Raw genomic sequence first — 23,109 nt, 5'->3', positions numbered from 1 at the left:
TTTTCCTGTGTATGGAAAGGCACACCATACGGAGACCGCGTGTCAACGAGACACGGAAAATTGTTTCATCTTCGTATCCTTTAGCGGTGTAAATTTTCAGTCTTCACGGCACTACCGTGAATGCGGTGCCCCGCCCGCTCACCGCCCTCGCCGCCGTCCTGACCGTCGCCGCGGGTCTCGGCGTGCGCCTGCTCTGGGACGGGCCGGTGCCGAAGTACGCCGGTGACGCGCTCTACACCGTGTTGATCTACACGTTCGTGCTGCTCGTGGCCCCGCGGGTGCGGCCGTGGGCCGCGGCGCTGGTGTCGGCCGGGCTGAGCTGGGCGATCGAGTTCGCCCAGCTCGGGGAGATCCCTGCCGCGCTGCGGCCACTGCTGGGCAGCACCTTCAACCCGCCCGACCTGCTCTGGTACGCGGTCGGCGCGGGCGTGGCATGGGTCATCCACACCGTCACCCGCGCCCGCCTGGCGCGCTGAGCGGTCAGCCGCAGCCGCAGGAGCCGCCGCAGCACCCGCCACCGCCCGCCTGCGGCAGCAGCTCGATCCGGCCGGCCAACTCGTAGCCCGCCTCGTTGACGGCGGCCTCCACCGCGTCCGCGTCGAGCGGCGCGGCGCTAGTCACGGTCACGGCCCCGGACGCCAGGTCCACCTCGACCCCGCTCACCCCGGCCACCTTGCCGACCTCCTCGGTCACCGAGCTCACGCAGTGGCCGCAGGTCATGCCCTCGACCTGGTATGTCGTGACGGTCATGTCGACTCCCTCCTCACAGTGACGTTCCCCGGGCACTATACCCCCCTAGGGTAAAGACGCATACATCCGACACGGCCGGATAGAGGGGAGAAAACGCCACACTCATAGAGGAGTTCCCATGATGAACGGCAAGACCATCGCCTTTCTCGTCGCGCCCGAGGGCGTGGAGCAGGTGGAGCTCACCGAACCGTGGAAGGCGGTCAAGCAGGCGGGCGGCACGCCCAAGCTGATCTCCACCGACTCCGGGCAGATCCAGGGGTTCCACCACCTGGACAAGGCCGACGAGTTCGCCGTGGACGACACGGTGGACAACGCCGACCCGGGGTCCTTCGACGGCCTCGTGCTGCCCGGAGGCGTCGCCAACCCGGACTTCCTGCGCACGCAGCCCGGCGCCGTACGGTTCGTCCACGCGTTCTTCGACGCCGGCAAGCCGGTCGCGGCCATCTGCCACGCGCCCTGGACGCTGATCGAGGCGGACGTGGTGCGCGGGCGCACGATGACCTCGTGGCCGAGCCTCCAGACCGATCTCCGCAACGCCGGCGCCACCTGGGTCGACCAGGAGGTCGTGGTGGACACCGAGGGCCCGAACACCCTCGTCACCAGCCGCAAGCCCGACGACCTCAAGGCGTTCTGCCAGGCCGCGACCGACGCGTTCGGCCAGTGACCCGCATCGGGCGGCCGGCGACCTCCAGGAGGTCGCCGGCCGCCGCCGTTCGGCCCTGACGAGATCGAAACCCGCCTGTAACGCCTTGTCCCACGGCAGGAAATGGTCTAGACGTAGACCATACAGAGCGTCCTCCGCGCCCCCCAGGGAGACCTCATGTCCGTTGACGAGGATTCCAGGCGACTCGCCGAGCTCGGCTACAAGCAAGAGCTGGCCCGCACCTGGAGCGGATTCTCGAACTTCGCCATCTCCTTCTCCATCATCTCGATCCTCGCCGGCTGCTTCACGACCTTCGGACAGGCCTGGAACAACGGCGGCCCCATCGCCATCTCATGGGGCTGGCCGGTGATCTCGCTGTTCATCCTCATCATCGGGTTCTGCATGGCCGAGCTGGTCTCGGCCTACCCGACGGCGGGCGGCATCTACTGGTGGGCCGCCAAGATGGGCAAGCCGATCCACGGCTGGTTCACCGGCTGGCTCAACCTCATCGGGCTCATCGCCGTCACCGCGTCGGTCGACTACGGCTGCGCCACGTTCCTCAACATCGTCCTGTCCCGCCTGACCGGCGGCGCCTGGGAGGGCACGCTCCCGCAGACGTTCCTGCTGTTCGTAATCGTGCTCGCCCTGCACGCCCTGATCAACATCTTCAGCCACCGGCTCATCTCGCTGCTGCAGAACGTGAGCGTCTGGTGGCACGTCGCCGGCGCCGTGATCGTCGTCGCGATCCTGGTCTTCGCCCCCTCCGACCACCAGTCGCTCGGCTTCGTCTTCGGCGGCACCAACAACAACTCCGGCTTCGGCGACGGCTCCGACGGCCTGCCCTTCTGGCTGTACGTGCTGCCGCTCGGCTTCCTGCTCACGCAGTACACGATCACCGGGTTCGACGCCTGCGCCCACGTCTCCGAGGAGACCCACGGCGCGGCCAGGACCGCCGCCCGCGGCCTGTGGCAGTCGATCTTCTACTCGGCGATCGGCGGCTGGATCCTGCTGCTCGCGTTCCTGTTCGCCGCCACCAACGTGGACGAGCTCAACAAGCAGGGCGGGTTCGTCGGCGCCATCTTCGAGACCGCGCTGTCCTCGCCGCTCGCCACGGCCGTCTTCGCCATCTCCACCATCGGCCAGTTCTTCTGCGGCATGAGCTGCGTGACCTCGATGTCGCGGATGACGTACGCCTTCTCGCGGGACGGCGCGGTGCCCGGCTGGCGGCTGTGGTCGAAGGTGGACCGCAACCGCACGCCCGTCAACGCCATCATCGCCGGCTGCGTCGTGGCCGCCCTGATCACCCTGCCCGCCCTCTACGCCCCCGCCGGGCTGACGACCCCGGTCGCGTTCTACGCCGTCGTGTCGATCGCGGTTATCGGCCTCTATCTGGCCTTCCTCATCCCGATCTGGCTGCGCCTGCGCATGGGCGACGCCTTCCAGCCGGGACCGTGGACCCTCGGACGCAAGTACAAGGTGCTGTGCTGGATCGCCTGCGTCGAGATCGTGATCGTCTCGATCTACTTCATCATGCCGTTCAGCCCGGCCGGCGTGCCGGGCGGCGACGACTTCACCTGGACGTCGGTGAACTACGCGCCGATCGCGGTCGGCGTCGTGCTCGTCCTCATCGCGCTGTGGTGGACCCTGTCGGCCCGCCACTGGTTCACCGGCCCGCGCCGGACCGTCGACGAGGAGACCGAGACCGTCTGACCGCACTCAGAAGGGGGCCTGCCGGCCGGGGCGGGCAGGCCCTCAGTCGGACGCCTCGAACGCCTCCGCGACGACCTTGCGGACCTCGTCCATGGTGGCCGTGCCCAGCTCGCGCTGGAGCGAGGTCATGTCGACGTCCGGCATGCCGCAGGCGACCGCCCAGCTCCACGGCGTGAGGTCGCCGTCGACGTTGAGCGCGAAGCCGTGGCTGGTGACGCCGCGGCTCTGCCGCATGCCGATCGAGATGATCTTGCGGCCTGTCTCGGAGGTCCACACGCCGGTCAGCAGCTCGGAGCCGGGCGGGGTGTCGCGCCGCTCGGCCGGGAGCCCGAGCTTGCCCAGCGCCTCCACCAGGCGCAGCTCCACCTCGCGTACGTAGTCGACGATGCCCTCGTCCTCGGCGAGCTTGACGATGAGGTAGCCGACGAGCTGCCCGGGGCCGTGGTAGGTGAGCTGCCCGCCGCGGCCGGTCTCGGCGACGGGGATGCCGTGCGAGGGGTCGGGCAGGTGGGCGACCGGGGTGCGGCGGCCGACGGTGAAGACGGACGGATGGCTGAGCAGCCAGAGCGTGTCGGGGCGTTCGTCCCGCTGGCGCTGCCCGACGAGGTCGGTCATGCGCTCCATCGCGGGGTCGTAGTCGACGAGATCGTCCTGGAGGAGTGTCAACGGCCTTGCCCTCATGGTTCGAGGATATGCCGCCACCGGAACGCCGCGGACGCCAGGGACTCCTGCCAGAATGCCCGCCATGCCGACCTTCGCCGCTCATGACGGCACCACGCTCGCCTACCACGTCCACGGCTCCGGGGACCGGCCGCTCGTCTGCCTGCCGGGCGGGCCGCAGGCGTCGGCTTACCTGGGCGATCTGGGCGGGCTGTCCGCCCACCGGCGGGTGATCACGCTGGACCTGCGCGGCACCGGGGAGTCCGCGACGCCCGCCGACGCGGGGACGTACCGGTGCGACCGGCAGGCCGAGGACGTGGAGGCCCTGCGCGCGCATCTCGGCGAGGACCGCCTCGACCTCCTCGGCCACTGCGCGGGCGCGAACCTCGCCGTCCAGTACGCCGCCCGCCACCCCGCCAGGATCGCCCGCCTCGTCCTGATCACCCCCAGCACCCGGGCCGTCGGCGTCGACATCCCCGGGGAGGCGCGGCGCGAGGTCGCCCGCTCGCGCGCCGCCGAGCCCTGGTTCGCCGAGGCGTACGCGGCGCTGGAGCGGATCACGGCCGGCGAGGGCCGGCCCGGCGACGGCACGCTGATCGCCCCCTTCACCTACGGGCGCTGGGACGCGCCCGCGCGGGCCCACCACGCCGACGGGGAGCGGCTGCTGAGCCGGGAGGCGGCGGCCGGGTTCGGCGCCGAGGGCGCCTTCGACCCGGCGGCCACCCGCGCCGCGCTCAAGACACTCGACGCGCCGGTGCTCGTACTGGCCGGCGAGGTGGACGTGGCCGGCCCGCCTCCGGCCGTGGCCGAGGTCGCCGGCCTGTTCCCCCGTGCCGGGCTCGTGGTGCAGCCCGGGGGCGGCCACTTCCCGTGGCTCGACGACCCCCTGTGGTTCGCCGAGACGCTGCGGAACTGGCTGGATCAGACGGTGCGGTAGCCCTTGGGCTCCTCGGGGACGAGGATCCACATGGCGACGTAGACGACCCAGAGCGGTCCGGGGATGAGGGAGAGGAGCAGCCAGAGGATCCGGACCAGCGTGGGGGGCATGCCCGTCTTGTCGGCGATGCCGCCGCAGACGCCGGCGAGGATTCTGTGCTCTCGGGAGCGGTACATGTTGTTCCTTCCGTTTCTCGACCTACTGGGCCAACGGACGGGGCCGCGCTCAGGACTCCCGTCAGGAACCCTGAGAAAACCCTGTAAGGGTCAGCCACTCCTTTGCCATGCCCAGATGATCGCTGGTCAGTCCGTGTGCCGGGTCCACGTGCACGAGCAGGAAATCGCCGACACCCTGATGGACCCTGAGATACTCCTCGTCCTCGGCCCACACCTGATCGTCGAACCAGACGAACGGCCGCAGCCCCGCGTACGCCGCCACCGCCGGGGTCTTGAACATCTCCCCGTGCCCGCTCACCGGCAGGGTGTCGGCGTTCACCGCGACGACGGGCAGCGAGGGCAGGCCGATGCGCGGGGCGATCCAGTCGTTGGCGTGCTCCTCCCAGGTCGTCGCCCACACCAGCTCCGCCCCGGTGGCCTCGGCGAGGCCGAGCAGGCGGCGGCCGTGCCGGGGGTCGAGGCTCACGACGTACGTCACGCCCTCAACGACGCAGCGGTAACGCCGGTAGCCCGGGGGCCGGCGGCCGATCGGGTTGAGCACGCCGTCCACGTCGAGCAGCACCAGCGGTCTCACCCGACGGCTCCGGCCGGCTGCCGCCGGTATTCCTGGGGGCTCACGCCGCGTACCCGCTTGAAGGCCGCGCTCAGCGCGAACGGGCTGCCGTAGCCGACCTTGCGCGCCACCGCCCCGATCGTGGCGTCGGGCTCGCGCAGCAGGTCGGCGGCGAGCGCCAGCCGCCAGCCGGTGAGGAAGGCCATCGGCGGCTCCCCCACCAGCTCGGTGAAGCGCCGGGCGAGGGCCGCCCGCGAGACGCCGACCTCGGCGGCCAGCGCGGCGACCGTCCACGGGTGGGCGGGGTTGTGGTGCAGCATGCGCAGGGCCTTGCCCACGACGGGGTCGCCCATGGCGCGGTACCACGCCGGGGCCTCGTGGGCGGCGAAATGCGCCCGCAGCACGGCGATGAGCAGCAGGTCGAGCAGCCGGTCCAGCACGGCCTCCTGGCCCGGCTCGTCCTTGTCGATCTCCGCGCCGAGCAGGCCGATGATCGGGCCGCCCGGCCGCACGACGAGCGGCGGCAGCGCCTCAAGCAGCCGCCTGCTGACCTCGCCCTCCATCGTGTACGTGCCGGTCAGCATGACGGTCCCGCCGTCGGCGGCGTTGCCCCATGTCCGCACCCCCAGGTCCATGGCCTGGTGGAGGGTGCTGCCGTCCAGCGTGGTGCAGCGCTGGCCGGGGTGGATGACGATCTGCGGCGCGGTGCCGGGCCGGTCGGCCACCACGTACGGCTCCGGCCCCCGGTTGACCGCCACCTCGCCCGGACCGAGGCGTACCGGCTCGGCGCCGTCGAGCAGCACCCACGCCTCGCCGCGCACCAGCGCGGTCACCGACAGCGGGGCCTCGTCCTGCACCAGGATGGACCACGGCGGGTCGAGGACGCAGCGCAGCAGGAACGCGCCACGGGCCCGCGGGCCGTCCAGTAACGCCGCGAGCTGATCCATGAGTTAGACGATCGCATATGCCTTTGCGCTTCTCAACCATGGAGAGTCTTACGGGCAGGCGGCTTACTGGATCCATGACGATTCTGGTTCTGGGCGGCACGGGCAAGACCGGCCGCCGCGTCGCCGACCGGCTCACCGCCCGCGGGCTGAGCGTGCGCGTCGGCTCCCGCTCCGCCACGCCGTCCTTCGCCTGGGAGGACCGCTCGACCTGGCCCGCCGCGCTGGAGGGCGTGACGGCGGCGTACGTCTCCTACTATCCCGACCTGGCCTTTCCCGGCGCGTACGACGACGTGAAGGCGTTCACCGAGCTGGCCGTGCGCTCCGGCGTGCGCCGGCTGGTGCTGCTGTCGGGCCGGGGCGAGCCGGAGGCGCAGGCGAGCGAGCGCACGGTTCAGGAGTCCGGCGCGGAGTGGACGATCGTGCGTTGCAGCTGGTTCATGCAGAACTTCAGCGAGGGCTTCATCCTGGAGCCGGTGCGCGCCGGCGTCATCGCGCTGCCGGCCGCGGACGTGCCGGAGCCGTTCGTGGACGCCGACGACATCGCCGACGTGGCCGCGGCCGCGCTCGCCGGGGACGGCGGCCACGCGGGCCAGGTGTACGAGCTGACCGGGCCTCGGCTGCTGACGTTCGCCCAGGCGGCCGAGGAGCTGGCGGCGGCTGTCGGCCGGCCGGTCGTCTTCACCCGGGTGACGCCCGAGGATTACGTGGCCGGCGCCGTCGCGCACGGCGTGCCGCGCGAGGAGGCGGAAGGGCTGTCTGCCCTGTTCACCGGCATCCTGGACGGCCGCAACGCGAGCGTCGCCGACGGCGTGCCGCGAGCCCTCGGCCGGCCGGCGCGTGACTTCGTCGACTTCGCCCGCGCCAACGCCCACCGGTTCCGCTAGCCTCGCCTTCGTCACTTCGCACGTGTTGGAAGGATGTCCGCGTGATCGGCTGGCTGGAAGCGGTGATCTTGGGGTTGGTCCAGGGGCTCACGGAGTTCCTGCCGATCTCCTCCAGCGCCCACATCCGCGTGGTGTCCGCCTTCGCCGGATGGCCCGATCCCGGCGCGGCGTTCACCGCGGTCATCCAGCTCGGCACCGAGGCCGCGGTGCTCATCTACTTCCGCAAGGAGATCTGGGAGATCATCTCCACCTGGACCAGATCCCTGTTCGACAAGGAGCTGCGCGGCCACTGGGCGGCCCGCATGGGCTGGTACGTCATCGCCGGCACGCTGCCCATCGGCATCCTCGGCCTGCTGCTGAAGGACCAGATCGAGACCGTCTTCCGCGACCTGCGGCTGGTCAGCACGACGCTGATCGTCTTCGCGGTCATCCTGTGGTTCGCCGACCACACCGCCCGCAACAAGCTGACGCTGGAGCGCCACCTCAGCTTCACCCACGCCGTCGTCTACGGCTTCGCCCAGGCGCTCGCGCTCATCCCCGGCGTGTCCCGCTCGGGCGGCACCGTCACCGCCGGCCTGCTGCTCGACTACCGCCGCGAGGACGCCGCCAAATACTCGTTCCTGCTGGCCATCCCGGCCGTGCTGGCGTCGGGGCTGTTCGAGCTGAAGGACATCGGCGAAGGGCCGGCCCCCGACTGGGGGCCGACCATCCTCGCCACCGTCATCTCGTTCGCCGTCGGCTACGCGGCGGTGTCCTGGTTCCTGCGGTACATCAGCACGCACAAGTTCACCGGTTTCGTGGTCTACCGGATCCTCCTGGGGCTCTTCATCCTCTTCGCGATCAGCATGGGCTGGCTCGACCCTCAGGCGGGCGCGCCCTCGGTCACGGGTGCGGGCACCGGCGCCGGATAGTAGGCGGCCCAGGCCGCGTCCCCCATCCGCAGCACCTTCACGCCCACCCAGCCGAGCGCCACGGCGGGCCCGACCCAGAGCGGCACCGTGAGCGGGCCGTAGTCGACGGCGAACGAGCCGACGTAGCCGACGCCGACGACCAGCGGCACCCACCAGTGCACGGCGCCGGCCCGCCAGACCGCGAGCAGCACCACCGGCAGGCCGAGGATGCCGAAGAACATCCACGGCATCTGGAAGCCGAAGATGACGCCGGGCAGGTTCAGCATCTCGTCGAGGATCTTCTGCGCCTGCTCGGGGGAGTTGCGCTGCCCGAGATACCACTCGACGGGGTCGATCATCAGCAGCGCCGACAGCGCGAGGTAGCCGAGGATCGTCAGGCCGCCGCTGACGTGCCCGAGCACGCTGGCCCTGCGCCGGGTGAAGTGCACGAGCCCGAGCACGGCGACGGCCATGAGCATCCACGACCAGTGGTAGAGGGCGGACTGGACCTGCGCGAGCGCGGGGTTGTCGCCGAAGCTGACGGCCTCGCGGTCGTCGCCCCAGGTTCCCGGGTCGACGACGACGGCGACGGCCTGGAGCAGCGGGGCCACGATCAGCAGGACGCCTGCCGTGACGCGGCGGAAGGTCACCTGGTTCTTCAACATGCCGCGAACGGTAGGCGCCGCTTCCGCGAGCGGTCGTCCGCCTGCCGGACGATCCGCCGTCCGCTACGGGAGGGAGAAGATCGCCCGGCAGGCTAGGCCACCGGCACCGGCGTCCGCGCCGGCCGGTACGTGACCAGCGTCACGACCAGGGCCGTCAGCCCGAACGCGGTGGCGACCACCGTCACCCCGGTCCGGCCGAACCAGTCGAGTGCCGCGCCGCCCGCCAGCCCCGCAACGAACAGCCCGAGGTACTGCGCGGACGACAGCAGCCCGAGCCCGATCGGCACGTTGTCCGGCACCGCGGCCACGGTCCTGAACTGCTGCGCCGGGGCGATCAGCCAGCCGAGCGCGCCCCACAGGAACGCCCACACCAGCGCGACGGGCAGGGCGAGGTTGGCGACCGGGATGAGGGCCAGGAAGACGGTGGACGCGGCCAGGCCGACGATGATCATCCGGCGGGGGCCGTACAGGTCGGTGAGCCGGCCGCCGAGCTGGTTGCCGGCGACGCCGCCGAGCCCCCACGCCCAGAGCACGGCCGTCAGCGGCAGGTCGAACAGCGACCCGATGTAGGTGTAGGCGGTGAACCCCGCCGCGAACATCAGCAACTGCGTCGCCAGGACCGCCAGCACCGGCCGTTCGGCCAGCGGCGCGAAGCGCTCGCGCAGCCGCCCGGACGCGGGCATCCTGACCTCGGGCACCACGGCGGCCACCCAGGCCAGCCCCACCACGCCGAGCCCGGTCACCATCCAGAGCGTGGCCCGCCAGCCGGCCTCGCCGCCCAGCCAGGTGCCGAGCGGCACGCCGATCGCCGAGGACACGCTCAGCCCGCCCATCACCAGCGCGAGCGCCCGCCCGCGCCGCTCGGGCGTGCTCAGCGCGTTGGCCACGCCGGACGCGGTCGGGGTGAACATGGCCGCGCCCGCCGCCGCGAGCACCCGCGTGGCCAGCACTAACGGGTACGTCGGCGCGAGCGCCGTCAGCACGTTCCCCGCCACGAAGACGCCCATGGCGAGCAGCAGCAGCCGTCTGCGCGGCATGCGCGCCGTCAGGGCGGCCAGCAGGGGCGAGAGCACCGCGTACGCCAGCGCGAACACCGTCATGAGCTGCCCCGCGGCCGAGCGCGAGACGCCGAGGTCGGCCGAGATGGGCGGGAGCAACCCGGCGGTGACGAACATGCCGGTGCCGAGGGCGAAGTTCCCGACGGCCAGGGGGTAGAGCCGCGCGCTCAATGAAGCCTCCACGACACAACAATTGGACGTCCATCAAACTGACGTATAGTTGGATCGTTGTCAAACAATAAAACGGAGGTAGGGTTCCAGCCATGCGCCTGCTGCCTCACCCCGCCACGGAGAACATCGAGCTCACCGAGGTTCTGCGGGCGCTGTCCGACCCCGTCCGGCTGGAGATCGTCGCCCGGCTCGCGGTGGCCGGCGAGATGACCTGCACCGTGGCCGGCGACGACCTCGGCGTCCACAAGTCCACGGCCTCGCACCACTACCGCATGCTGCGCGAGGCCGGCGTGGTGCTCACCAAGCAGGTGGGCAGGCTGAAGTACATGAGCCTGCGCCGCGACGACCTCGACCGCCGCTTCCCCGGCCTGCTCGACTCGGTGCTCAACTCCGTGCTGGGCGTGGGCCGCCCGTGACCTGGGACACGACCTGGGACACCCTGCCCATCCGGGACGTCCTGCCCGACCTGCTGGGCGTTCTCGACGGGCCGGGGACGGCCGTGCTGACCGCGCCGCCCGGCACCGGCAAGACGACCGTCGTCCCGCTCGCCCTGGCCGAGGCCGGGATGCGGGTGCTGGTGGCCGAGCCGCGCCGGCTCGCGGTGCGCGCCGCCGCCCGGCGCATGGGCGTCAGCTATACCATCCGCGGCGAGCGCCACACCGGGGCCAACCCCATGGTCGAGGTGGTCACCACCGGCGTGCTGCTCCAGCGCCTCCAGCGGGACCAGGAGCTGGCCGGGATCGACGCCGTCATCCTGGACGAATGCCACGAGCGGCACCTGGACGCCGACACCGCGCTCGCCTTCCTGCTCGACGTACGCGCCACGCTCCGGCCCGACCTGCGGCTCGTCGCGGCCTCGGCCACCGCCGACGCCGGGCGCTGGTCCGGCCTGCTCGGCGGCCCGGTGGTGGCGGCGAGCGGCGTGGCGCACCCGGTCGAGACCGTCTGGGCGCCGCCGCCGCGCCCGGTCGCGCCGCCGCACGGCCTGCGTGTCGACCCGGCCCTGCTCGCGCACGTCGCCGCCGTGGTGCGGCGCGCGCTCGCCGAGCGCGACGGCGACGTGCTGTGCTTCCTGCCGGGCGTCGGCGAGATCGCCAGGGTGGCCGGGCTGCTCGCGGGGCTGGACGTGGACGTGCTCCAGGTGCACGGGCAGGCGCCCGCCCACGTGCAGGACGCCGTCCTCGCCGCCGGGGCGGCCCGCCGCGTGGTGCTCGCCACGTCCGTGGCCGAGTCGAGCCTGACCGTCCCCGGGGTGCGGGTGGTCGTGGACTCGGGGCTGGCGCGGGAGCCGCGCACCGACCACGCGCGCGGGCTCGGCTCGCTGACCACCGTACGCGTGTCGAAGGCGGCGGCCGGGCAGCGCGCCGGCCGGGCGGGCCGCGAGGCCCCCGGAGCGGTCTACCGCTGCTGGACGGAGGCCGAGCACGAGCGGCTGGCCGAGCAGCCGCGGCCGGAGATCGCGCTCGCCGACCTGACCGGCTTCGCGCTGCAGGCGGCCTGCTGGGGTGATCCGGACGCGAACGGCCTCGCGCTGCTCGACCCGCCGCCCCCGGCCGCCATGTCGGCCGCCGCCCGCACGCTCGCCGCACTCGGCGCGCTGGACGCCGGCGGCAGGGTGACGGGGCGGGGGCGGCGGATGGCGCTCGCGGGCGTCCACCCGCGGCTGGCCCGCGCGCTGCTCGACGGCGGGCCGCGCGCCGCCGAGGTGGTGGCCCTGCTCTCCGAGCAGCTGCCGAGGGACGCCGGTGACGACCTCGTGGAGGTCTGGCGTACGGCGCGGCGCGGCGGCACCGGCTTCGCCGCCCGCTGGCGCCAGGAGACCCGCCGCCTCCGCCGCACCGCCTCCCCCGGATCGGAGGACGCTTCGGACGACGCCGTGGCGGGGCTGGTCGTGGCGCTGGCGTTCCCCGAGCGGGTGGCGCGCCGGCGCGGCGGCGGCTACCTGATGGCCTCGGGCACCCAGGCCCTGCTCCCCGACGGCTCACGGCTCCAGAGCGCGCCGTGGCTGGCCGTCGCGGTGGCCGACCGCCCCACCGGCGCGGCCTCGGCGCGGGTCCGCCAGGCGGTGGCCATCGACGAGGAGATCGCCAGGCTCGCCCATCCGATCACGTACGAGGACGAGGTCGAGTGGCGGGTGCCGCCCGGCGGGCGGCGCGGCGACGTCGTGGCCCGCACCGTCGAGCGCCTGGGCGCGATCGAGCTGTCCGCCACCCCCATCGAGGGCGCCGACGTCCGCCCCGCGCTCCTGCACGGCCTGCGTACGGAGGACGTGCTGACCTGGACCAGGCAGGCGAAGGAGCTGCGCGACCGGCTGGCCTTCTGCCACCGGGCGCTCGGCGACCCCTGGCCGCCCGTGGACGACCTCGTGACCCTGGCCGACCGGTGGCTGGAGCCCGAGCTGTCGCGCGCCCGCCGCCGCGCCGACCTGGAACGGATCGACGTGGCCCAGGCCCTGCGCCGGCTGGTCCCGTGGAGCGAGCGCCTGGACGTGGCCGCGCCCGAGCGCGTCGAGGTGCCGAGCGGGTCGCACGTACGCGTGGACTACTCGGGCGAGCAGCCGGTGCTGGCGGTGAAGCTGCAGGAGCTGTTCGGCCTGCGGGAGACGCCGCGGATCGCGGGCGTACCGGTGCTGGTGCACCTGCTGTCCCCGGCGGGCCGCCCGGTGGCGGTGACGGCCGATCTCGCCTCGTTCTGGGCGGAGGGCTATCGTGCCGTACGCGCGGAGCTGCGCGGTCGTTATCCGAAGCATCCCTGGCCGGAGGACCCGCTGACCGCGCCGCCCACCCGCCGTACGAACCCCAGGAACCGCTCATGACCATCGCCGAGCTGGCCGCCCGCGACAACGCCGAGTGGTGCGACACCATGTGCCGCGCCCACGGCTCCGGCGGCGCGTTCGCCGAGCGGGCCTGGACCAGCGCCGTCAGGACGCCGCTCTACTATCCCGACGCGGTGACGCTCTCCCCCGCCGCGACCGCCGCCGACGTGCTCGGCGGCATCGACGCGGGCCCCGGGGCGAGCGTCAAGGACAGCTTCGCCACGCTCGACCTGCCGGGCTTCGACGTGCTGTTCGAGGCGCGGTGGATCCACCACCCCGCGCTGGTGGCGGGCCCGTCCCCGGTCGGGTGGGAGGAGGCCACGCCCGGCACGCTGCCCGAGTGGGAGCGGGCGTGCTTCGACGGCGAGGTGAGCGGGCTGTTCCCGGCCGCGCTGCTCGCCGAGGTGAGCGTTCTGTCCGGCCGGATCGGGGGCGAGCTGGTCTGCGGCTGCGTGCTCACGCCGCGCGAACGGGTCGTCGGCGTCTCCAACGTGTTCGCCACGGGCTGCGACGAGGACACCGCCTGGGCCGGCGTCGTCGCGGCGGCCGCCGCCCGTTTCCCCGGCCGCCCGCTGGTCGGCTACGAACAGGACCCCTCCGCCGCCCTGCGGCACGGCTTCGAGACCGCGGGCCCGCTGCGCGTCTGGCTGAAGGGCTAGCGCAGATCCTCCAGCGTGGGGTTCTCGGTCACGGGGAAGGTCCGCTCGCCGACCCCGAAGTCCTTGAACCCGCTGGAGGTCGCGACGCACACCACCGGCCCGTCGAACGCGCGCCCCAGCCTCCGGTACGCGGCCAGCCCCGCCGCCCCCGACAGCTCCTGCCACAGCCCGTGCCGGGCGAGGTCGCGCTGGGCCGTACGCAGCTCGTCGTCGCTCACCCTGACCGCCTCGCCGCCGCTCTCCCGCACGGCCAGCACGCCCCGGTGGCCGCCGACCTCGCACAGGATGCTGTACGCCGCGCTCGGCCCGGTCCCGACGATCGCGGCGGGCGCGCCGGTGCCGAGGGCGTGCGCGTGGGGGCCGCCGGCCGCGCTCTCGCAGGCGTACATGCGCGGCGTCGCCTCGCTCAGCCCGAGCAGCCGCAGCTCGGTGAAGCCCTTCCAGATCCCGAACAGCAGCTCGGCGTAGCCCGTGGGCGCGAACACCGCCGCGGGCACCGTGCCGAGCTGCAGGAACAGCTCGTAGGCGATGGTCTTGTAGCCCTCGGGGCGTAGGCGGCGGCCGAGGCCCCGTGGTTGCCGGAGGAGGCGACGACGACGCCGGGCGCGCCCGCGGCGACGGCGGCGCTCACCGTGACCCGGTTGAGCCGGTCCTTGTGCGACCAGGTCGGGTTGCGGGACTCGTCCTTGACGAAGACGCCCTCCAGCTCCAGCAGTGGAGTGCCGCCCTCGCCCAAGGTAGGCGCGGCGAGCGGCGGCAGCAGCGGCGCCCAGCGCGCGAGGTCGGGGCCGGGCTCCTGGTCGAACAGGCGGCGGTCGACGCGGTCGTAGTCGTAGCCGACCTCAAGGGGGTAGGCGAGCTCGCCGGTGCTGGTGGCGGGGCAGCCGCGGGTCAGGGGCGGGAACAACGGATAGACGGTGTCGCGGTCGCCGAGGGAGCGCTGGCCGGTGGCGAGTGAAGCGTGGATCACGTGTTCGGATCCTATCGGTTGCTATCTGGGGCCATCTCGCGCAACATCTCGCAACGAAGAGTGAAACCCTGCACACTCTAGACATGTTGTGGGCAGGCAGGTCCGCCATCGAGATCGCGACGGCCGTCCGGCAGGGAGAGGTCACCGCCGTCACCGTCGTCGAGGAACATCTGCGCGTCATCGCGGAGCGCGAGCCCAGGATCGGAGCGTTCCGGCTGGTCCGCGAGCAGGTCGTCGAGGAGGCGCAGGCCCTGCAGAAACGGCGCGACCTGGCCGAGCTGCCGCTCGCCGGGGTGCCGGTGGCCGTCAAGGACAACCTGGAGGTCGCCGGCGAACCCACCCGGCACGGCTCGGCGGCGAGCCCCGACACGCCCGCGGCCGGTGACCACGAGACCGTCGCCCGGCTGCGCGCGGCGGGCGCGCTGGTCATCGGGCTGACCAACCTGCCGGAGCTGGGGCTGGTGGCGGTCGGCGACAGCGCGTACGGCATCGTACGCAACCCGTGGAACCACGAGCGCACCGCGGGCGGCTCGTCCTCCGGCGGCGCCGCCGCCGTGGCGGCCGGCATGGTGCCGCTCGCGCTCGGCAACGACGGCCTCGGCTCCCTCCGCATCCCCGGCGCGGCCTGCGGCGTGCTGGCCGTCAAGCCCGGCCTCGGCCTGGTGCCCGCGCCGGCGCAGGACTGGGACGGCCTGACCGAGAACGGCCCGATCGCCGCGACCGCCGCGGACCTGGCGCTCGCGCTGTCGGTGCTGGCCGCCGACCCGTCGCTGGCCGAGGCGTGGCGGACCGGGCGGCGTACGGACCCGAGCCCGCCGATGCTGCGCTCGGTGTGGGCCGACGACGCCGAGGTGTGGCAGCCGCAGCCGCCGCCCCCCGGGCCTGAGCCGTTCGACCTGCGGGTGGCCTACGCCCCGCAGCCGCTGCCGGCCGGTCTGCCGGTGGACAAGGAGTTCCAGGCGGCGGTGCGCGCGGCGGCGGAGACGCTGCGCGTGGCCGGGCACACGGTGGTCGAGCACGACCGCAAGCTGCCAACCTGGCTCGGCCCCGCCACGGTGGCCACCTGGCTCCGCCAGGCCGCGCTGACGGCCGAGGGCCTGGACCGGGACGGGCTGGAGCGGCGCACCAGGTCGCTGGCCCGCGCCGGCCGGGCACTCGCCGCCGTACGCGCCGACGGCAGCCGGGGCCGCGAGCGCTGGCGCGCCTACGGAGCAGACCAGTGGTTCGACAACGCCGACGCGCTGGTCATGCCGGTGCTGGCGACCGTGCCGCCACGGGCCGAGCGGTGGGGCGAGCGCGGGCTGCTGCGCAACCTGCTGGTGAACGTACGCTTCGCCCCCGGCGCCGGACCCTGGAACATGTGCGGCTGGCCCGCGCTCACCGTGCCCGTCGCCACGCACAGCGGCGGGCTGCCGATCGGCGTGCAGCTCGTCGCCCCGCCGGGCGGCGAGCCGCACCTGCTCGGCCTCGCCGCCCAGCTCCAGGCCGCCCACCCGCTGGTGCGCCCGCCCGGTTACGCCTGAAAGCCGCTCAGACGCCCTTGGGGTGCCAGACCGTCTTGGTCTCCAGGAACCGGGTCATGCGCCCGATGCCGGGATCGGCCGTCCAGTCCTCCTGGACCGGCCGCAGGACCCGCTTGAGGTTTTCCGCCGCCTCCTGCTCGCAGCGCAGCGCCAGGTCGGCGTCCGTCACCCCGGTGAGGTCGAGCCCGTTGACGTCCATGTGGGCCGCCAGCCAGGGCGCCAGCTCCGCCTGCTTGCCGGTGAGCAGGTTGACCACGCCACCCGGCAGGTCGGAGGTGGCCAGCACCTCCGCCAGGGTGATCGCGGCCAGCGGCGACGGCTCCGAGGCCACCACCACGCAGGTGTTGCCGGTCACGATCACCGGCGCGACCACGGACACCAGCCCGAGCAGCGGATCGGCGGGCGCGACCACCGCGACCACGCCGGTCGGCTCGGGCGCCGACAGGTTGAAGTAGGGCCCGGCGACCGCGTTGGCCGCCCCGTGCACCGAGGTGATCTTGTCGGACCAGCCCGCGTACCAGACCAGCCGGTCCACGGCCGCGTCAACGGACTCCAGCGCCGTACGCTTGCCGCCGCCGTGCTCCTCGGCGAACTGCGCGCGCCGCCCCTCCAGCATCTCGGCGACCCGGTAGAGGATCTGCCCCCGGTTGTAGGCGGTCGCGCCGGACCAGCCGGGGAACGCCTTGCGCGCGGCCACCACCGCGTCGCGGGCGTCCTTGCGCGAGGCCAGCGAGGCGTTGGCGAGGAAGTCGCCCTTGGCCGAGGTCACGGGGTAGGACCTCCCACTCTCCGAGCGCGGGAACGCCCCTCCGATGTAGAGCTTGTAGGTCTTTCTGACGGACAACCTACTCATCGCCCCGCCCCCTCCACGTGGACTCCTGCGACATCTGGACCGGCACGAAGACCTGGCCGCACCGGCTCACGCCGCAGCGGTGGGCGTACCAGCCGGTGCGTACGGGCCGGCCGGCGCGGGCGAAGGCGTGGCCGCGCGTGGCCTGCGCCCGCCGCCTGGCGCGGCCTCGACGGCGATGCTCACACGTCAAGGTAGGCCTCCAACCCGAGCAGGCCGCCCTCACGGCCGTAACCGGACTCCTTGTAGCCGCCGAACGGCGAGGCCGGGTCGAACTTGTTGAACGTGTTGGCCCACACCACGCCCGCGCGCAGCCGGTCGGCCATCCACAGGATGCGCGAGCCCTTCTCGGTCCAGATGCCGGCCGACAGCCCGTACGGGGTGTTGTTGGCCTTCTCCACGGCCTCGGCCGGGGTGCGGAAGGTCAGCACGGACAGCACCGGCCCGAAGATCTCGTCCCGCGCGATCGCGTGCGACTGCGCGACCCCCGTGAAGACGGTCGGCGCGAACCAGAAGCCGCGCTCGGGCAGCTCGCACGGCGCCGACCAGCGCTCGGCGCCTTCGGCCTCGCCCAGCTCCGACAGCTCGCGGATCTTGGCGAGCTGCGCGGCCGAGTTGATCGCGCCCACGTCGGTGTTCTTGTCCAGCGGGTCGCCGACTCGCAGCGTCGCCATGCGGCGCTTGAGCGCGGCCAGCAGCTCGTCGTGGATCGACTCCTGCACCAGCAGGCGGGAGCCCGCGCAGCAGACGTGCCCCTGGTTGAAGAAGATGCCGTTGACGATGCCCTCGACGGCCTGGTCGAGCGCGGCGTCCTCGAAGACGATGTTCGCGGCCTTGCCGCCCAGCTCCAGCGTCAGCTTCTTGTCGGTGCCCGCGACCGTGCGGGCGATGATCCGGCCGACCTCGGTGGAGCCGGTGAAGGCGACCTTGTTGACGTCGGGGTGCGCGACGACGGCCGCGCCGGTCTCGCCCGCGCCGGTGACGATGTTGACCACGCCGGGCGGCAGGTCGGCCTGCCGGCAGATGTCGGCGAACCAGAGCGCGCTGAGCGGCGTGGTCTCGGCGGGCTTCAGCACCACGGTGTTGCCGCAGGCCAGCGCCGGGGCGATCTTCCAGGCCAGCATGAGCAGCGGGAAGTTCCACGGGATGACCTGCCCCGCGACTCCCAAGGGCTTGGTGCCGCTGTGCCCATTCGTCGTCCTCCGGCCGAACCCGGCGTACTCCAGCTTGTCGGCCCACCCCGCGTAGTAGAAGAAGTGGGCGGCGACCAGCGGCAGGTCCACGTCGCGCGACTCGCGGATGGGCTTGCCGTTGTCCAGCGACTCCAGCACGGCCAGCTCGCGGGCCCGCTCCTGGATGATGCGCGCGATGCGGAACAGGTATTTGGCCCGCTCGGCGCCGGGCAGCGCGCTCCACACGCCGAACGCCTTGCGCGCGGCCTGCACCGCCCGGTCGACGTCGTCGGAGGTCGCCGTGGCGATCTCGGCCAGCGGCTCCTCGGTGGCGGGGTTGACGGTCTTGAACGTGGGGCCGGAGCCGTCGGTGAACTCTCCGTTGATGAACAGCCCGTAGGCCGGCTGGAGATCGACGACGGCGCGGGACTCGGGGGCGGGAGCGTACTCGAAGATCGCCATCATCAGTCCAACGTGAAGTAGTCGGGGCCGGCGTACCGTCCGGTGGTCAGCTTCTGACGCTGCATGAGCAGGTCGTTGAGCAGCGAGGAGGCGCCGAGCCTGAACCACTCGGGGGTCAGCCAGTCGTCGCCGGCCGTCTCGTTGACCAGCACCAGGTGCTTGATGGCGTCCTTCGTCGTACGGATGCCGCCGGCCGGCTTGACGCCCACCTGCCGCCCCGTGGCGTCGCGGAAGTCGCGTACGGCCTCCAGCATGACCAGCGTCACCGGCAGCGTCGCGGCCGGGGAGACCTTGCCCGTCGAGGTCTTGATGAAGTCGGCGCCCGCCAGCATCGCCAGCCAGGACGCGCGCCGCACGTTGTCGTAGGTGGACAGCTCGCCGGTCTCCAGAATGACCTTGAGGTGGGCCTGTCCGCAGGCGGCCTTGACCGCCACGATCTCCTCGTACACCTTCAGGTAGTCGCCGGACAGGAACGCGCCACGGTCGATCACCATGTCGATCTCGTCGGCGCCGGCGGCCACGGCCAGGGCCGTGTCGGTCACCTTGACCTCCAGCGAGGTGCGCCCGCTCGGGAAGGCGGTGGCGACCGAGGCCACCCTCACCCCCGAGCCGCGCAGCGCCTCGACGGCCACGGCGACCAGGTCGGGGTAGACGCAGACGGCCGCCACCTTGGGCGCGCCGCCGCCGGGGCGCACGGCCTTGGTGCACATGGCGCGCACCTTGCCGGCCGTGTCGGCGCCTTCCAGGGTGGTGAGGTCGACCATGGAGATGGCGAGGTCGATGGCGGTGGCCTTGGCTGAGGTCTTGATCGAACGGGTGCCGAGCGTGGCCGCCCGCTGGTCGGCGCCTACCCGGTCGACGCCGGGCAGGCCGTGCAAGAAGGCCCGCAGCGTCGCGCCGGACGCGGCGACGTCCGCGAGCGAAGTCGTCATAGTTGACACCATCACAGCATCGCCGACCGGTCCCGTGACCTCCAAACCGATCGCCTAGGGCAGAACGGCGGGATCCCTAGGTATGCCCGGCCGGCGCGGGCCCAGGAGATAAGGCATCCACCCGATGTGCGGGGGTGCACCTTAGCCCGATTCTTGAAGATGTCAGCAAGACACACGAAATGTCAGGAGACACGGGCATGAATCCCGAAATCGAGTACGAGCTCATGAAGAGCCACGCGAACGAGCTGCGCCGGGCCGCCGCCCAGCACCGCCGCGTACGCGAGGCGGAGCGCCTCAACAAGGCCGAGCGCCGCTCGGTCTTCGGCAAGCGCCGCACGTCATGACCGTCCCACGAGAGCCCGGCCACCACCTCCCTCGTGGCCGGGCCTCGATGCCCCCCTAACGGCTCACAAATCCGTCGAAAGCACTGATAAGGCATGACATGCTGGATGACATGCGGGGACGAAGCGTCAGTCCCGTCTTCGTCGGGCGGGAAGAGGAACTGGCGGCCCTCTCGGAGAGCTTCGAGGACGCACTCAAAGGCAAGGTGACAGCCGTCCTGCTGGGGGGCGAGGCCGGCGTCGGCAAGACCCGGCTGGTCCAGCGCTTCGCCGAACGCTGCGCGGCCGACGGGGCGCAGGTGCTGCTCGGCGGCTGCGTCGAGCTGTCCACCGAGGGCCTGGCGTACGCGCCCTTCACCGCCGCGCTGCGCCAGCTCGTCCGCGAGCAGGGCCCCGCCGCCGTCGCCGCGCTGCTGCCCGAGGGCGCCGAGCGCGACCTCGCCCGGCTGCTGCCCGAGTTCGGCGAGCCGGTCGGCGACGGCGAGACCGACACCGGCCGCGCCCGGCTGTTCGAGCAGATCCTCACCCTCCTGGAACGCCTGTCCGACGCCCGGCCCACCGTGCTCGTCATCGAGGACATCCACTGGGCCGACCGCTCCAGCCGCGACCTCATCGCCTTCCTCAGCCGCAACCTGCACATCCCGCAGGTGCTGATCCTCATGACGTACCGCAGCGACGACCTGCACCGCCAGCACCCCCTCCGGCCCGTGCTGGCCGAGCTCGGCCGGGTGCAGGGCGTGGACCGGCTCGACCTGCCCCGCCTGTCGCGCGACGAGGTCGCCCAGCAGATGACCGCCATCCTCGGCCGCGTCCCCGAGTACGCCAGGGTCGAGAAGGTCTACGAGCGCAGCGAGGGCATCCCCCTGTTCGTCGAGGCCATGCTGGAGAGCGGCGAGGACTGCGGCTTCCCCGAGTCCATGCAGGACCTCATACTCAACTCGGTCGAGCGGCTGCCCGAGGAGACCCAGCGCGTGCTGCGCATCGCCGCCGCCGGCGGCATCCGGGTCGGCCACGCGCTGCTGGCCGCCGTGAGCGGCCTGTCCGACATCGAGCTGGAGACCGCGCTCCGCCCCGCCATCGCCGGCAACGTGCTCCAGGTCGCCGACAACCGGGCCTACGTCTTCCGCCACTCCCTCATCCAGGAGGCCGTGCACGACGAGCTGCTGCCCGGCGAGCACCAGCGCCTGCACTCCCGCTACGCCGAGGAGATCTCCAAGGACCGCGCGCTCGTCCCGCCCGGCCGCGCCGCCGTCGAGCTCGCCCACCACTGGTACGGCGCCCGCAACGACCTCTGGGCGCTGATCTCGGCGTGGGAGGCGGCACGCAAGTCGTTCAAGGCGTTCGCCTACACCGAGGCCGTGCCGCTGCTCGAACGCGTGCTCATGCTCTGGGACCGGGTGCCTGACGTCGCCGAACGCATCGGCGCCGACCACACCGCCGTCCTGGAACGCGCCTCCGAGGCCGCGCACGCCGGCGGCGACGTCGACAAGGGCATGAAGTTCGTCAAGGCCGCGCTGAAGCAGCTCGACGAGACCACCGAACCGGCCCGCGTGGCGCAGCTCATCGTCCGGCGGGCCGCGTTCAAGAGCGGCAAGGGCCACATCGGCGTCATCGAGGACCTCAGGGACGCCCTCCGGCTCGTCCCGCAGGACAGCCTCGAACGCGCCGAGGTCGTCACCCAGCTCAGCCGCCACCTCATGCTGCGCGGCCGGATCGCCGAGGCGAGCGAGCTGATCACCGAGGGCCTGCGCCTGGCCAGGCGGCACGGCGACCGCTGCCTGGAGAGCGACCTGCTGATGAACCTCGCCCTCGGCCACTCGCTCAACGGCGAGACCGAGTCCGTGATCGCGCTCAACGAGCAGGCGCTGGAGATCGGCCGCGAGGAGCAGTCCCACCGCATCATCCTGCGGGCGATCGGCAACAACATCGACTCCCTCATCGAGATGGGCCGCCACGAGGAGGCACTGGCCCTGTCCGAGCAGGGCTGGGAGACCGCCAGGAAGTGGGGCAGGCTACGCGGCAGCGGCCTGTTCATCATGAACAACTGGGCCGAGGTCCTGGAGGCCATCGGCCGCTGGGACGAGGCCATCGAGATCGTCGAGGCCGCCCTCGCCTACGGGCCCGCCCTCCGCACCCGCTACGCGCTGCTGCGCGTGCGCGCCGACATCGCGCTCGGGCGCGGCGAGGCGGAGCTGGTCGAGAACATCCTGTCCGAGGTCGGCGTGTTCAAGGACCGCCCCGAGGACTTCGTCCAGGACATCACCAACAACGCGCGGCTGCGCATCGGCTGGCACCTGCTCAGGGGCGAGCCGACGCAGGCGCTGGCCACGGCCGAGCAGGTGCTCGCCCACCCCACGCGCTCCAGCAAGGCCAAGCTCGGCTGGCGGCTGCTCTCCCTGCTGCGCAACGTCTGCGACGCCGCCGAGCCGGCCGAGCCCGAGCGCACCGCCGCCGTGCGGGCGCGGGCCGCCGAGGTCGCCGCGCAGCTTTCTGTCATCGGGCCGGTGGTGGAGGCGTACCGGCTGTCGTACAGCGGGGACTTCGACGCCGCGGCGGCCGGCTGGGAGCGCCTCAACCGCCCCCACAACCAGGCCAAGACACTGCTGCGGGCCGCCGCCGACGCCGCCCGCACCGGCGACCGCGAGGGGGCCGCGGCCCGGCTCAAGGTCGCCCTGCCCCTGGCCCGCGCCCTCTGCGCGACCCCGCTCATCGAGGACATCGTGACCCTGTCACGCCGGGTCGGCGGGGGCGCGCCGCAGTCGCAGGAGCCGTCCGAACTGCTGACGCCGCGCGAGCTGGAGGTGCTGCGCCTGGTCACCCAGGGCCGCACCAACCGCGACATCGCCGCCGAGCTGTTCATCTCGGCCAAGACGGTCAGCGTGCACGTGTCGAACATCCTGGCCAAGCTCGGCGTCACCACGCGAGGCGAGGCGGCCGCCGCCGCCCACCGCCTCTCGCTACTCGCCTGACGGTGACGGCGGCAGCACGGACCGCACGGCCTCCTCGCTCCGCCCCACCACCGCCGTACCGTCGTCGGCGGTGATGATCGGCCGCTGGATGAGGATCGGATGCGCGGCCAGCGCCCCGATCCACCGCTCCCGCTCCCCCGCGTCCCTCGGCCACGCCCCCATCCCGAGCTCCGCCGCCACCGGCTCCCCGGTCCGCGCGATGTCCCACGGCTCCAGCCCCAGCCGCCCGAGAACGTCCCGGATCTCGTCCGCGCTCGGCGGATCGTCGAGATAACGGCGTACGGTGTAGTCGGCCGCCTCGGCATCCAGCACCGACAACGCCGCCCGGCACTTCGAACACCCCGGATTAATCCAGATCTCCATACCGCCCAC

At 72.7% G+C, this 23,109-nt stretch carries 26 protein-coding genes; 12 read left to right on the top strand and 14 right to left on the bottom strand.

Going from position 1 to position 23,109, the window contains the following annotated elements; all coding sequences use genetic code 11:
- Positions 1 to 125 precede the first annotated feature (125 nt).
- On the top strand, positions 126 to 476 hold the full coding sequence (locus BMW85_RS11020) for a ribosomal maturation YjgA family protein (protein ID WP_218155725.1): 351 nt from the start codon (positions 126 to 128) through the stop codon (positions 474 to 476).
- A gap of 4 nt (positions 477 to 480) precedes the next feature.
- Here the strand turns inward: BMW85_RS11020 and BMW85_RS11015 are convergent, their stop codons facing one another.
- A complete protein-coding gene (locus tag BMW85_RS11015) occupies positions 481 to 750 on the bottom strand; it encodes a heavy-metal-associated domain-containing protein (RefSeq protein WP_091080098.1) in 270 nt (89 codons plus the stop codon).
- 118 nt (positions 751 to 868) lie between these two features.
- Here BMW85_RS11015 and BMW85_RS11010 point away from each other — a divergent pair, with 118 nt between their 5' ends.
- Positions 869 to 1,414: a type 1 glutamine amidotransferase domain-containing protein gene (locus BMW85_RS11010; RefSeq protein ID WP_091080095.1), complete on the top strand. Its 546-nt coding sequence runs from the start codon at positions 869 to 871 to the stop codon at positions 1,412 to 1,414.
- Between the two features lie 156 nt (positions 1,415 to 1,570).
- Positions 1,571 to 3,103: an amino acid permease gene (locus BMW85_RS11005; protein WP_091080093.1), complete on the top strand. Its 1,533-nt coding sequence runs from the start codon at positions 1,571 to 1,573 to the stop codon at positions 3,101 to 3,103.
- A gap of 42 nt (positions 3,104 to 3,145) precedes the next feature.
- Here the strand turns inward: BMW85_RS11005 and lipB are convergent, their stop codons facing one another.
- A complete protein-coding gene (gene lipB, locus BMW85_RS11000; protein ID WP_091080091.1) occupies positions 3,146 to 3,784 on the bottom strand; it encodes a lipoyl(octanoyl) transferase LipB in 639 nt (212 codons plus the stop codon).
- Positions 3,785 to 3,848: 64 nt separating this feature from the next.
- Here lipB and BMW85_RS10995 point away from each other — a divergent pair, with 64 nt between their 5' ends.
- Entirely contained in the window at positions 3,849 to 4,700 is an 852-nt protein-coding gene (locus tag BMW85_RS10995) for an alpha/beta fold hydrolase (protein ID WP_091080699.1), read from the top strand.
- Here BMW85_RS10995 and BMW85_RS10990 read toward each other — a convergent pair.
- The 3 genes from BMW85_RS10990 to BMW85_RS10980 form a co-directional block, all read right to left on the bottom strand.
- Positions 4,685 to 4,876: a PspC domain-containing protein gene (locus tag BMW85_RS10990; protein ID WP_091080088.1), complete on the bottom strand. Its 192-nt coding sequence runs from the start codon at positions 4,874 to 4,876 to the stop codon at positions 4,685 to 4,687. The two genes, BMW85_RS10995 and BMW85_RS10990, sit on opposite strands and share 16 nt — an antisense overlap.
- A 61-nt stretch (positions 4,877 to 4,937) precedes the next feature.
- Positions 4,938 to 5,450 carry an HAD domain-containing protein gene (locus BMW85_RS10985; protein WP_091080086.1) on the bottom strand — a complete coding sequence of 171 codons (513 nt, stop codon included), beginning with the start codon at positions 5,448 to 5,450 and terminating at the stop codon, positions 4,938 to 4,940.
- Entirely contained in the window at positions 5,447 to 6,376 is a 930-nt protein-coding gene (locus tag BMW85_RS10980; RefSeq protein ID WP_091080084.1) for an AraC family transcriptional regulator, read from the bottom strand. The genes BMW85_RS10985 and BMW85_RS10980 overlap by 4 nt, the downstream gene beginning before the upstream one ends.
- Positions 6,377 to 6,450: 74 nt before the next feature.
- Between BMW85_RS10980 and BMW85_RS10975 the strand changes: the two genes are divergently transcribed.
- Positions 6,451 to 7,260 (top strand): NAD(P)H-binding protein, encoded by an 810-nt coding sequence (locus BMW85_RS10975; protein WP_091080082.1) that lies wholly within the window; start codon positions 6,451 to 6,453, stop codon positions 7,258 to 7,260.
- Positions 7,261 to 7,301: 41 nt separating this feature from the next.
- Entirely contained in the window at positions 7,302 to 8,171 is an 870-nt protein-coding gene (locus BMW85_RS10970; protein ID WP_091080080.1) for an undecaprenyl-diphosphate phosphatase, read from the top strand.
- Here BMW85_RS10970 and BMW85_RS10965 read toward each other — a convergent pair.
- Positions 8,123 to 8,815: a hypothetical protein gene (locus BMW85_RS10965; RefSeq protein ID WP_091080078.1), complete on the bottom strand. Its 693-nt coding sequence runs from the start codon at positions 8,813 to 8,815 to the stop codon at positions 8,123 to 8,125. The two genes, BMW85_RS10970 and BMW85_RS10965, sit on opposite strands and share 49 nt — an antisense overlap.
- Before the next feature lie 92 nt (positions 8,816 to 8,907).
- Positions 8,908 to 10,056 (bottom strand): MFS transporter, encoded by a 1,149-nt coding sequence (locus BMW85_RS10960; RefSeq protein WP_143082216.1) that lies wholly within the window; start codon positions 10,054 to 10,056, stop codon positions 8,908 to 8,910.
- Positions 10,057 to 10,136: 80 nt separating this feature from the next.
- Between BMW85_RS10960 and BMW85_RS10955 the strand changes: the two genes are divergently transcribed.
- From BMW85_RS10955 to BMW85_RS10945, 3 genes are read left to right on the top strand one after another with little or no spacing between them, the layout of a single operon-like run.
- On the top strand, positions 10,137 to 10,460 hold the full coding sequence (locus tag BMW85_RS10955; RefSeq protein ID WP_091080073.1) for an ArsR/SmtB family transcription factor: 324 nt from the start codon (positions 10,137 to 10,139) through the stop codon (positions 10,458 to 10,460).
- Entirely contained in the window at positions 10,457 to 12,859 is a 2,403-nt protein-coding gene (hrpB, locus tag BMW85_RS10950; RefSeq protein ID WP_091080071.1) for an ATP-dependent helicase HrpB, read from the top strand. Before BMW85_RS10955 ends, hrpB begins: the two co-directional genes overlap by 4 nt.
- Positions 12,856 to 13,518: a hypothetical protein gene (locus tag BMW85_RS10945; RefSeq protein WP_177240604.1), complete on the top strand. Its 663-nt coding sequence runs from the start codon at positions 12,856 to 12,858 to the stop codon at positions 13,516 to 13,518. The genes hrpB and BMW85_RS10945 overlap by 4 nt, the downstream gene beginning before the upstream one ends.
- Here the strand turns inward: BMW85_RS10945 and BMW85_RS50940 are convergent.
- Entirely contained in the window at positions 13,515 to 14,015 is a 501-nt protein-coding gene (locus tag BMW85_RS50940) for a threonine synthase (RefSeq protein WP_425434326.1), read from the bottom strand. The genes BMW85_RS10945 and BMW85_RS50940 overlap by 4 nt on opposite strands.
- Complete coding sequence (locus tag BMW85_RS50935; RefSeq protein WP_245774721.1) at positions 13,925 to 14,488, bottom strand: pyridoxal-phosphate dependent enzyme; 564 nt, start codon at positions 14,486 to 14,488, stop codon at positions 13,925 to 13,927. The genes BMW85_RS50940 and BMW85_RS50935 overlap by 91 nt, the downstream gene beginning before the upstream one ends.
- Before the next feature lie 83 nt (positions 14,489 to 14,571).
- On the opposite strand from BMW85_RS50935, the gene BMW85_RS10935 reads away from it, so the two are divergent.
- On the top strand, positions 14,572 to 16,011 hold the full coding sequence (locus tag BMW85_RS10935) for an amidase (protein WP_091080068.1): 1,440 nt from the start codon (positions 14,572 to 14,574) through the stop codon (positions 16,009 to 16,011).
- Positions 16,012 to 16,018: 7 nt separating this feature from the next.
- On the opposite strand, the gene BMW85_RS10930 is transcribed toward BMW85_RS10935, so the two are convergent.
- The 4 genes from BMW85_RS10930 to deoC are packed head-to-tail and all read right to left on the bottom strand — an operon-like array spanning position 16,019 to position 19,427.
- A complete protein-coding gene (locus tag BMW85_RS10930) occupies positions 16,019 to 16,864 on the bottom strand; it encodes an aldehyde dehydrogenase family protein (protein ID WP_091080067.1) in 846 nt (281 codons plus the stop codon).
- Positions 16,857 to 17,054, bottom strand: a complete 198-nt coding sequence (locus tag BMW85_RS48300; RefSeq protein WP_143082215.1) for a hypothetical protein — start codon at positions 17,052 to 17,054, stop codon at positions 16,857 to 16,859. The genes BMW85_RS10930 and BMW85_RS48300 overlap by 8 nt, the downstream gene beginning before the upstream one ends.
- Complete coding sequence (locus tag BMW85_RS10925) at positions 17,044 to 18,498, bottom strand: aldehyde dehydrogenase family protein (protein WP_177240603.1); 1,455 nt, start codon at positions 18,496 to 18,498, stop codon at positions 17,044 to 17,046. The genes BMW85_RS48300 and BMW85_RS10925 overlap by 11 nt, the downstream gene beginning before the upstream one ends.
- Positions 18,498 to 19,427, bottom strand: coding sequence for a deoxyribose-phosphate aldolase (gene deoC / locus BMW85_RS10920; RefSeq protein ID WP_091080061.1), 930 nt, complete (start codon positions 19,425 to 19,427; stop codon positions 18,498 to 18,500). The genes BMW85_RS10925 and deoC overlap by 1 nt, the downstream gene beginning before the upstream one ends.
- A gap of 197 nt (positions 19,428 to 19,624) precedes the next feature.
- Here deoC and BMW85_RS49460 point away from each other — a divergent pair, with 197 nt between their 5' ends.
- Both BMW85_RS49460 and BMW85_RS51885 read left to right on the top strand, forming a co-directional pair.
- A complete protein-coding gene (locus BMW85_RS49460) occupies positions 19,625 to 19,771 on the top strand; it encodes a hypothetical protein (RefSeq protein WP_177240602.1) in 147 nt (48 codons plus the stop codon).
- Between the two features lie 110 nt (positions 19,772 to 19,881).
- Positions 19,882 to 22,737: an ATP-binding protein gene (locus tag BMW85_RS51885; RefSeq protein ID WP_281249567.1), complete on the top strand. Its 2,856-nt coding sequence runs from the start codon at positions 19,882 to 19,884 to the stop codon at positions 22,735 to 22,737.
- On the opposite strand, the gene BMW85_RS10910 is transcribed toward BMW85_RS51885, so the two are convergent.
- The gene (locus BMW85_RS10910; protein WP_091080057.1) at positions 22,726 to 23,100 is read right to left on the bottom strand and encodes an arsenate reductase family protein; all 375 of its coding nucleotides are present in this window, start codon (positions 23,098 to 23,100) and stop codon (positions 22,726 to 22,728) included. The two genes, BMW85_RS51885 and BMW85_RS10910, sit on opposite strands and share 12 nt — an antisense overlap.
- Positions 23,101 to 23,109 lie beyond the last annotated feature (9 nt).

It is taken from the genome of Nonomuraea wenchangensis, from assembly GCF_900111685.1.
Classification (GTDB): Bacteria; Actinomycetota; Actinomycetes; order Streptosporangiales; family Streptosporangiaceae; genus Nonomuraea; species Nonomuraea wenchangensis.
Note: the sequence above shows the minus strand (reverse complement) of the source record. Positions and strands in the feature narration are given on the sequence as shown.

Bases quoted from the DNA above. Each gene is read 5' to 3' on its own strand.
- BMW85_RS11015 (WP_091080098.1), bottom strand. From the start codon at position 750: ATGACCGTCACGACATACCAGGTCGAGGGCATGACCTGCGGCCACTGC.
- BMW85_RS11010 (WP_091080095.1), top strand. From the start codon at position 869: ATGATGAACGGCAAGACCATCGCCTTTCTCGTCGCGCCCGAGGGCGTG.
- BMW85_RS11005 (WP_091080093.1), top strand. From the start codon at position 1,571: ATGTCCGTTGACGAGGATTCCAGGCGACTCGCCGAGCTCGGCTACAAG.
- lipB (WP_091080091.1), bottom strand. From the start codon at position 3,784: ATGAGGGCAAGGCCGTTGACACTCCTCCAGGACGATCTCGTCGACTAC.
- BMW85_RS10995 (WP_091080699.1), top strand. From the start codon at position 3,849: ATGCCGACCTTCGCCGCTCATGACGGCACCACGCTCGCCTACCACGTC.
- BMW85_RS10990 (WP_091080088.1), bottom strand. From the start codon at position 4,876: ATGTACCGCTCCCGAGAGCACAGAATCCTCGCCGGCGTCTGCGGCGGC.
- BMW85_RS10980 (WP_091080084.1), bottom strand. From the start codon at position 6,376: ATGGATCAGCTCGCGGCGTTACTGGACGGCCCGCGGGCCCGTGGCGCG.
- BMW85_RS10975 (WP_091080082.1), top strand. From the start codon at position 6,451: ATGACGATTCTGGTTCTGGGCGGCACGGGCAAGACCGGCCGCCGCGTC.
- BMW85_RS10965 (WP_091080078.1), bottom strand. From the start codon at position 8,815: ATGTTGAAGAACCAGGTGACCTTCCGCCGCGTCACGGCAGGCGTCCTG.
- BMW85_RS10955 (WP_091080073.1), top strand. From the start codon at position 10,137: ATGCGCCTGCTGCCTCACCCCGCCACGGAGAACATCGAGCTCACCGAG.
- BMW85_RS10945 (WP_177240604.1), top strand. From the start codon at position 12,856: ATGACCATCGCCGAGCTGGCCGCCCGCGACAACGCCGAGTGGTGCGAC.
- BMW85_RS10935 (WP_091080068.1), top strand. From the start codon at position 14,572: ATGTTGTGGGCAGGCAGGTCCGCCATCGAGATCGCGACGGCCGTCCGG.
- BMW85_RS10930 (WP_091080067.1), bottom strand. From the start codon at position 16,864: ATGAGTAGGTTGTCCGTCAGAAAGACCTACAAGCTCTACATCGGAGGG.
- BMW85_RS10925 (WP_177240603.1), bottom strand. From the start codon at position 18,498: ATGATGGCGATCTTCGAGTACGCTCCCGCCCCCGAGTCCCGCGCCGTC.
- deoC (WP_091080061.1), bottom strand. From the start codon at position 19,427: ATGACGACTTCGCTCGCGGACGTCGCCGCGTCCGGCGCGACGCTGCGG.
- BMW85_RS49460 (WP_177240602.1), top strand. From the start codon at position 19,625: ATGAATCCCGAAATCGAGTACGAGCTCATGAAGAGCCACGCGAACGAG.
- BMW85_RS51885 (WP_281249567.1), top strand. From the start codon at position 19,882: ATGCGGGGACGAAGCGTCAGTCCCGTCTTCGTCGGGCGGGAAGAGGAA.
- BMW85_RS10910 (WP_091080057.1), bottom strand. From the start codon at position 23,100: ATGGAGATCTGGATTAATCCGGGGTGTTCGAAGTGCCGGGCGGCGTTG.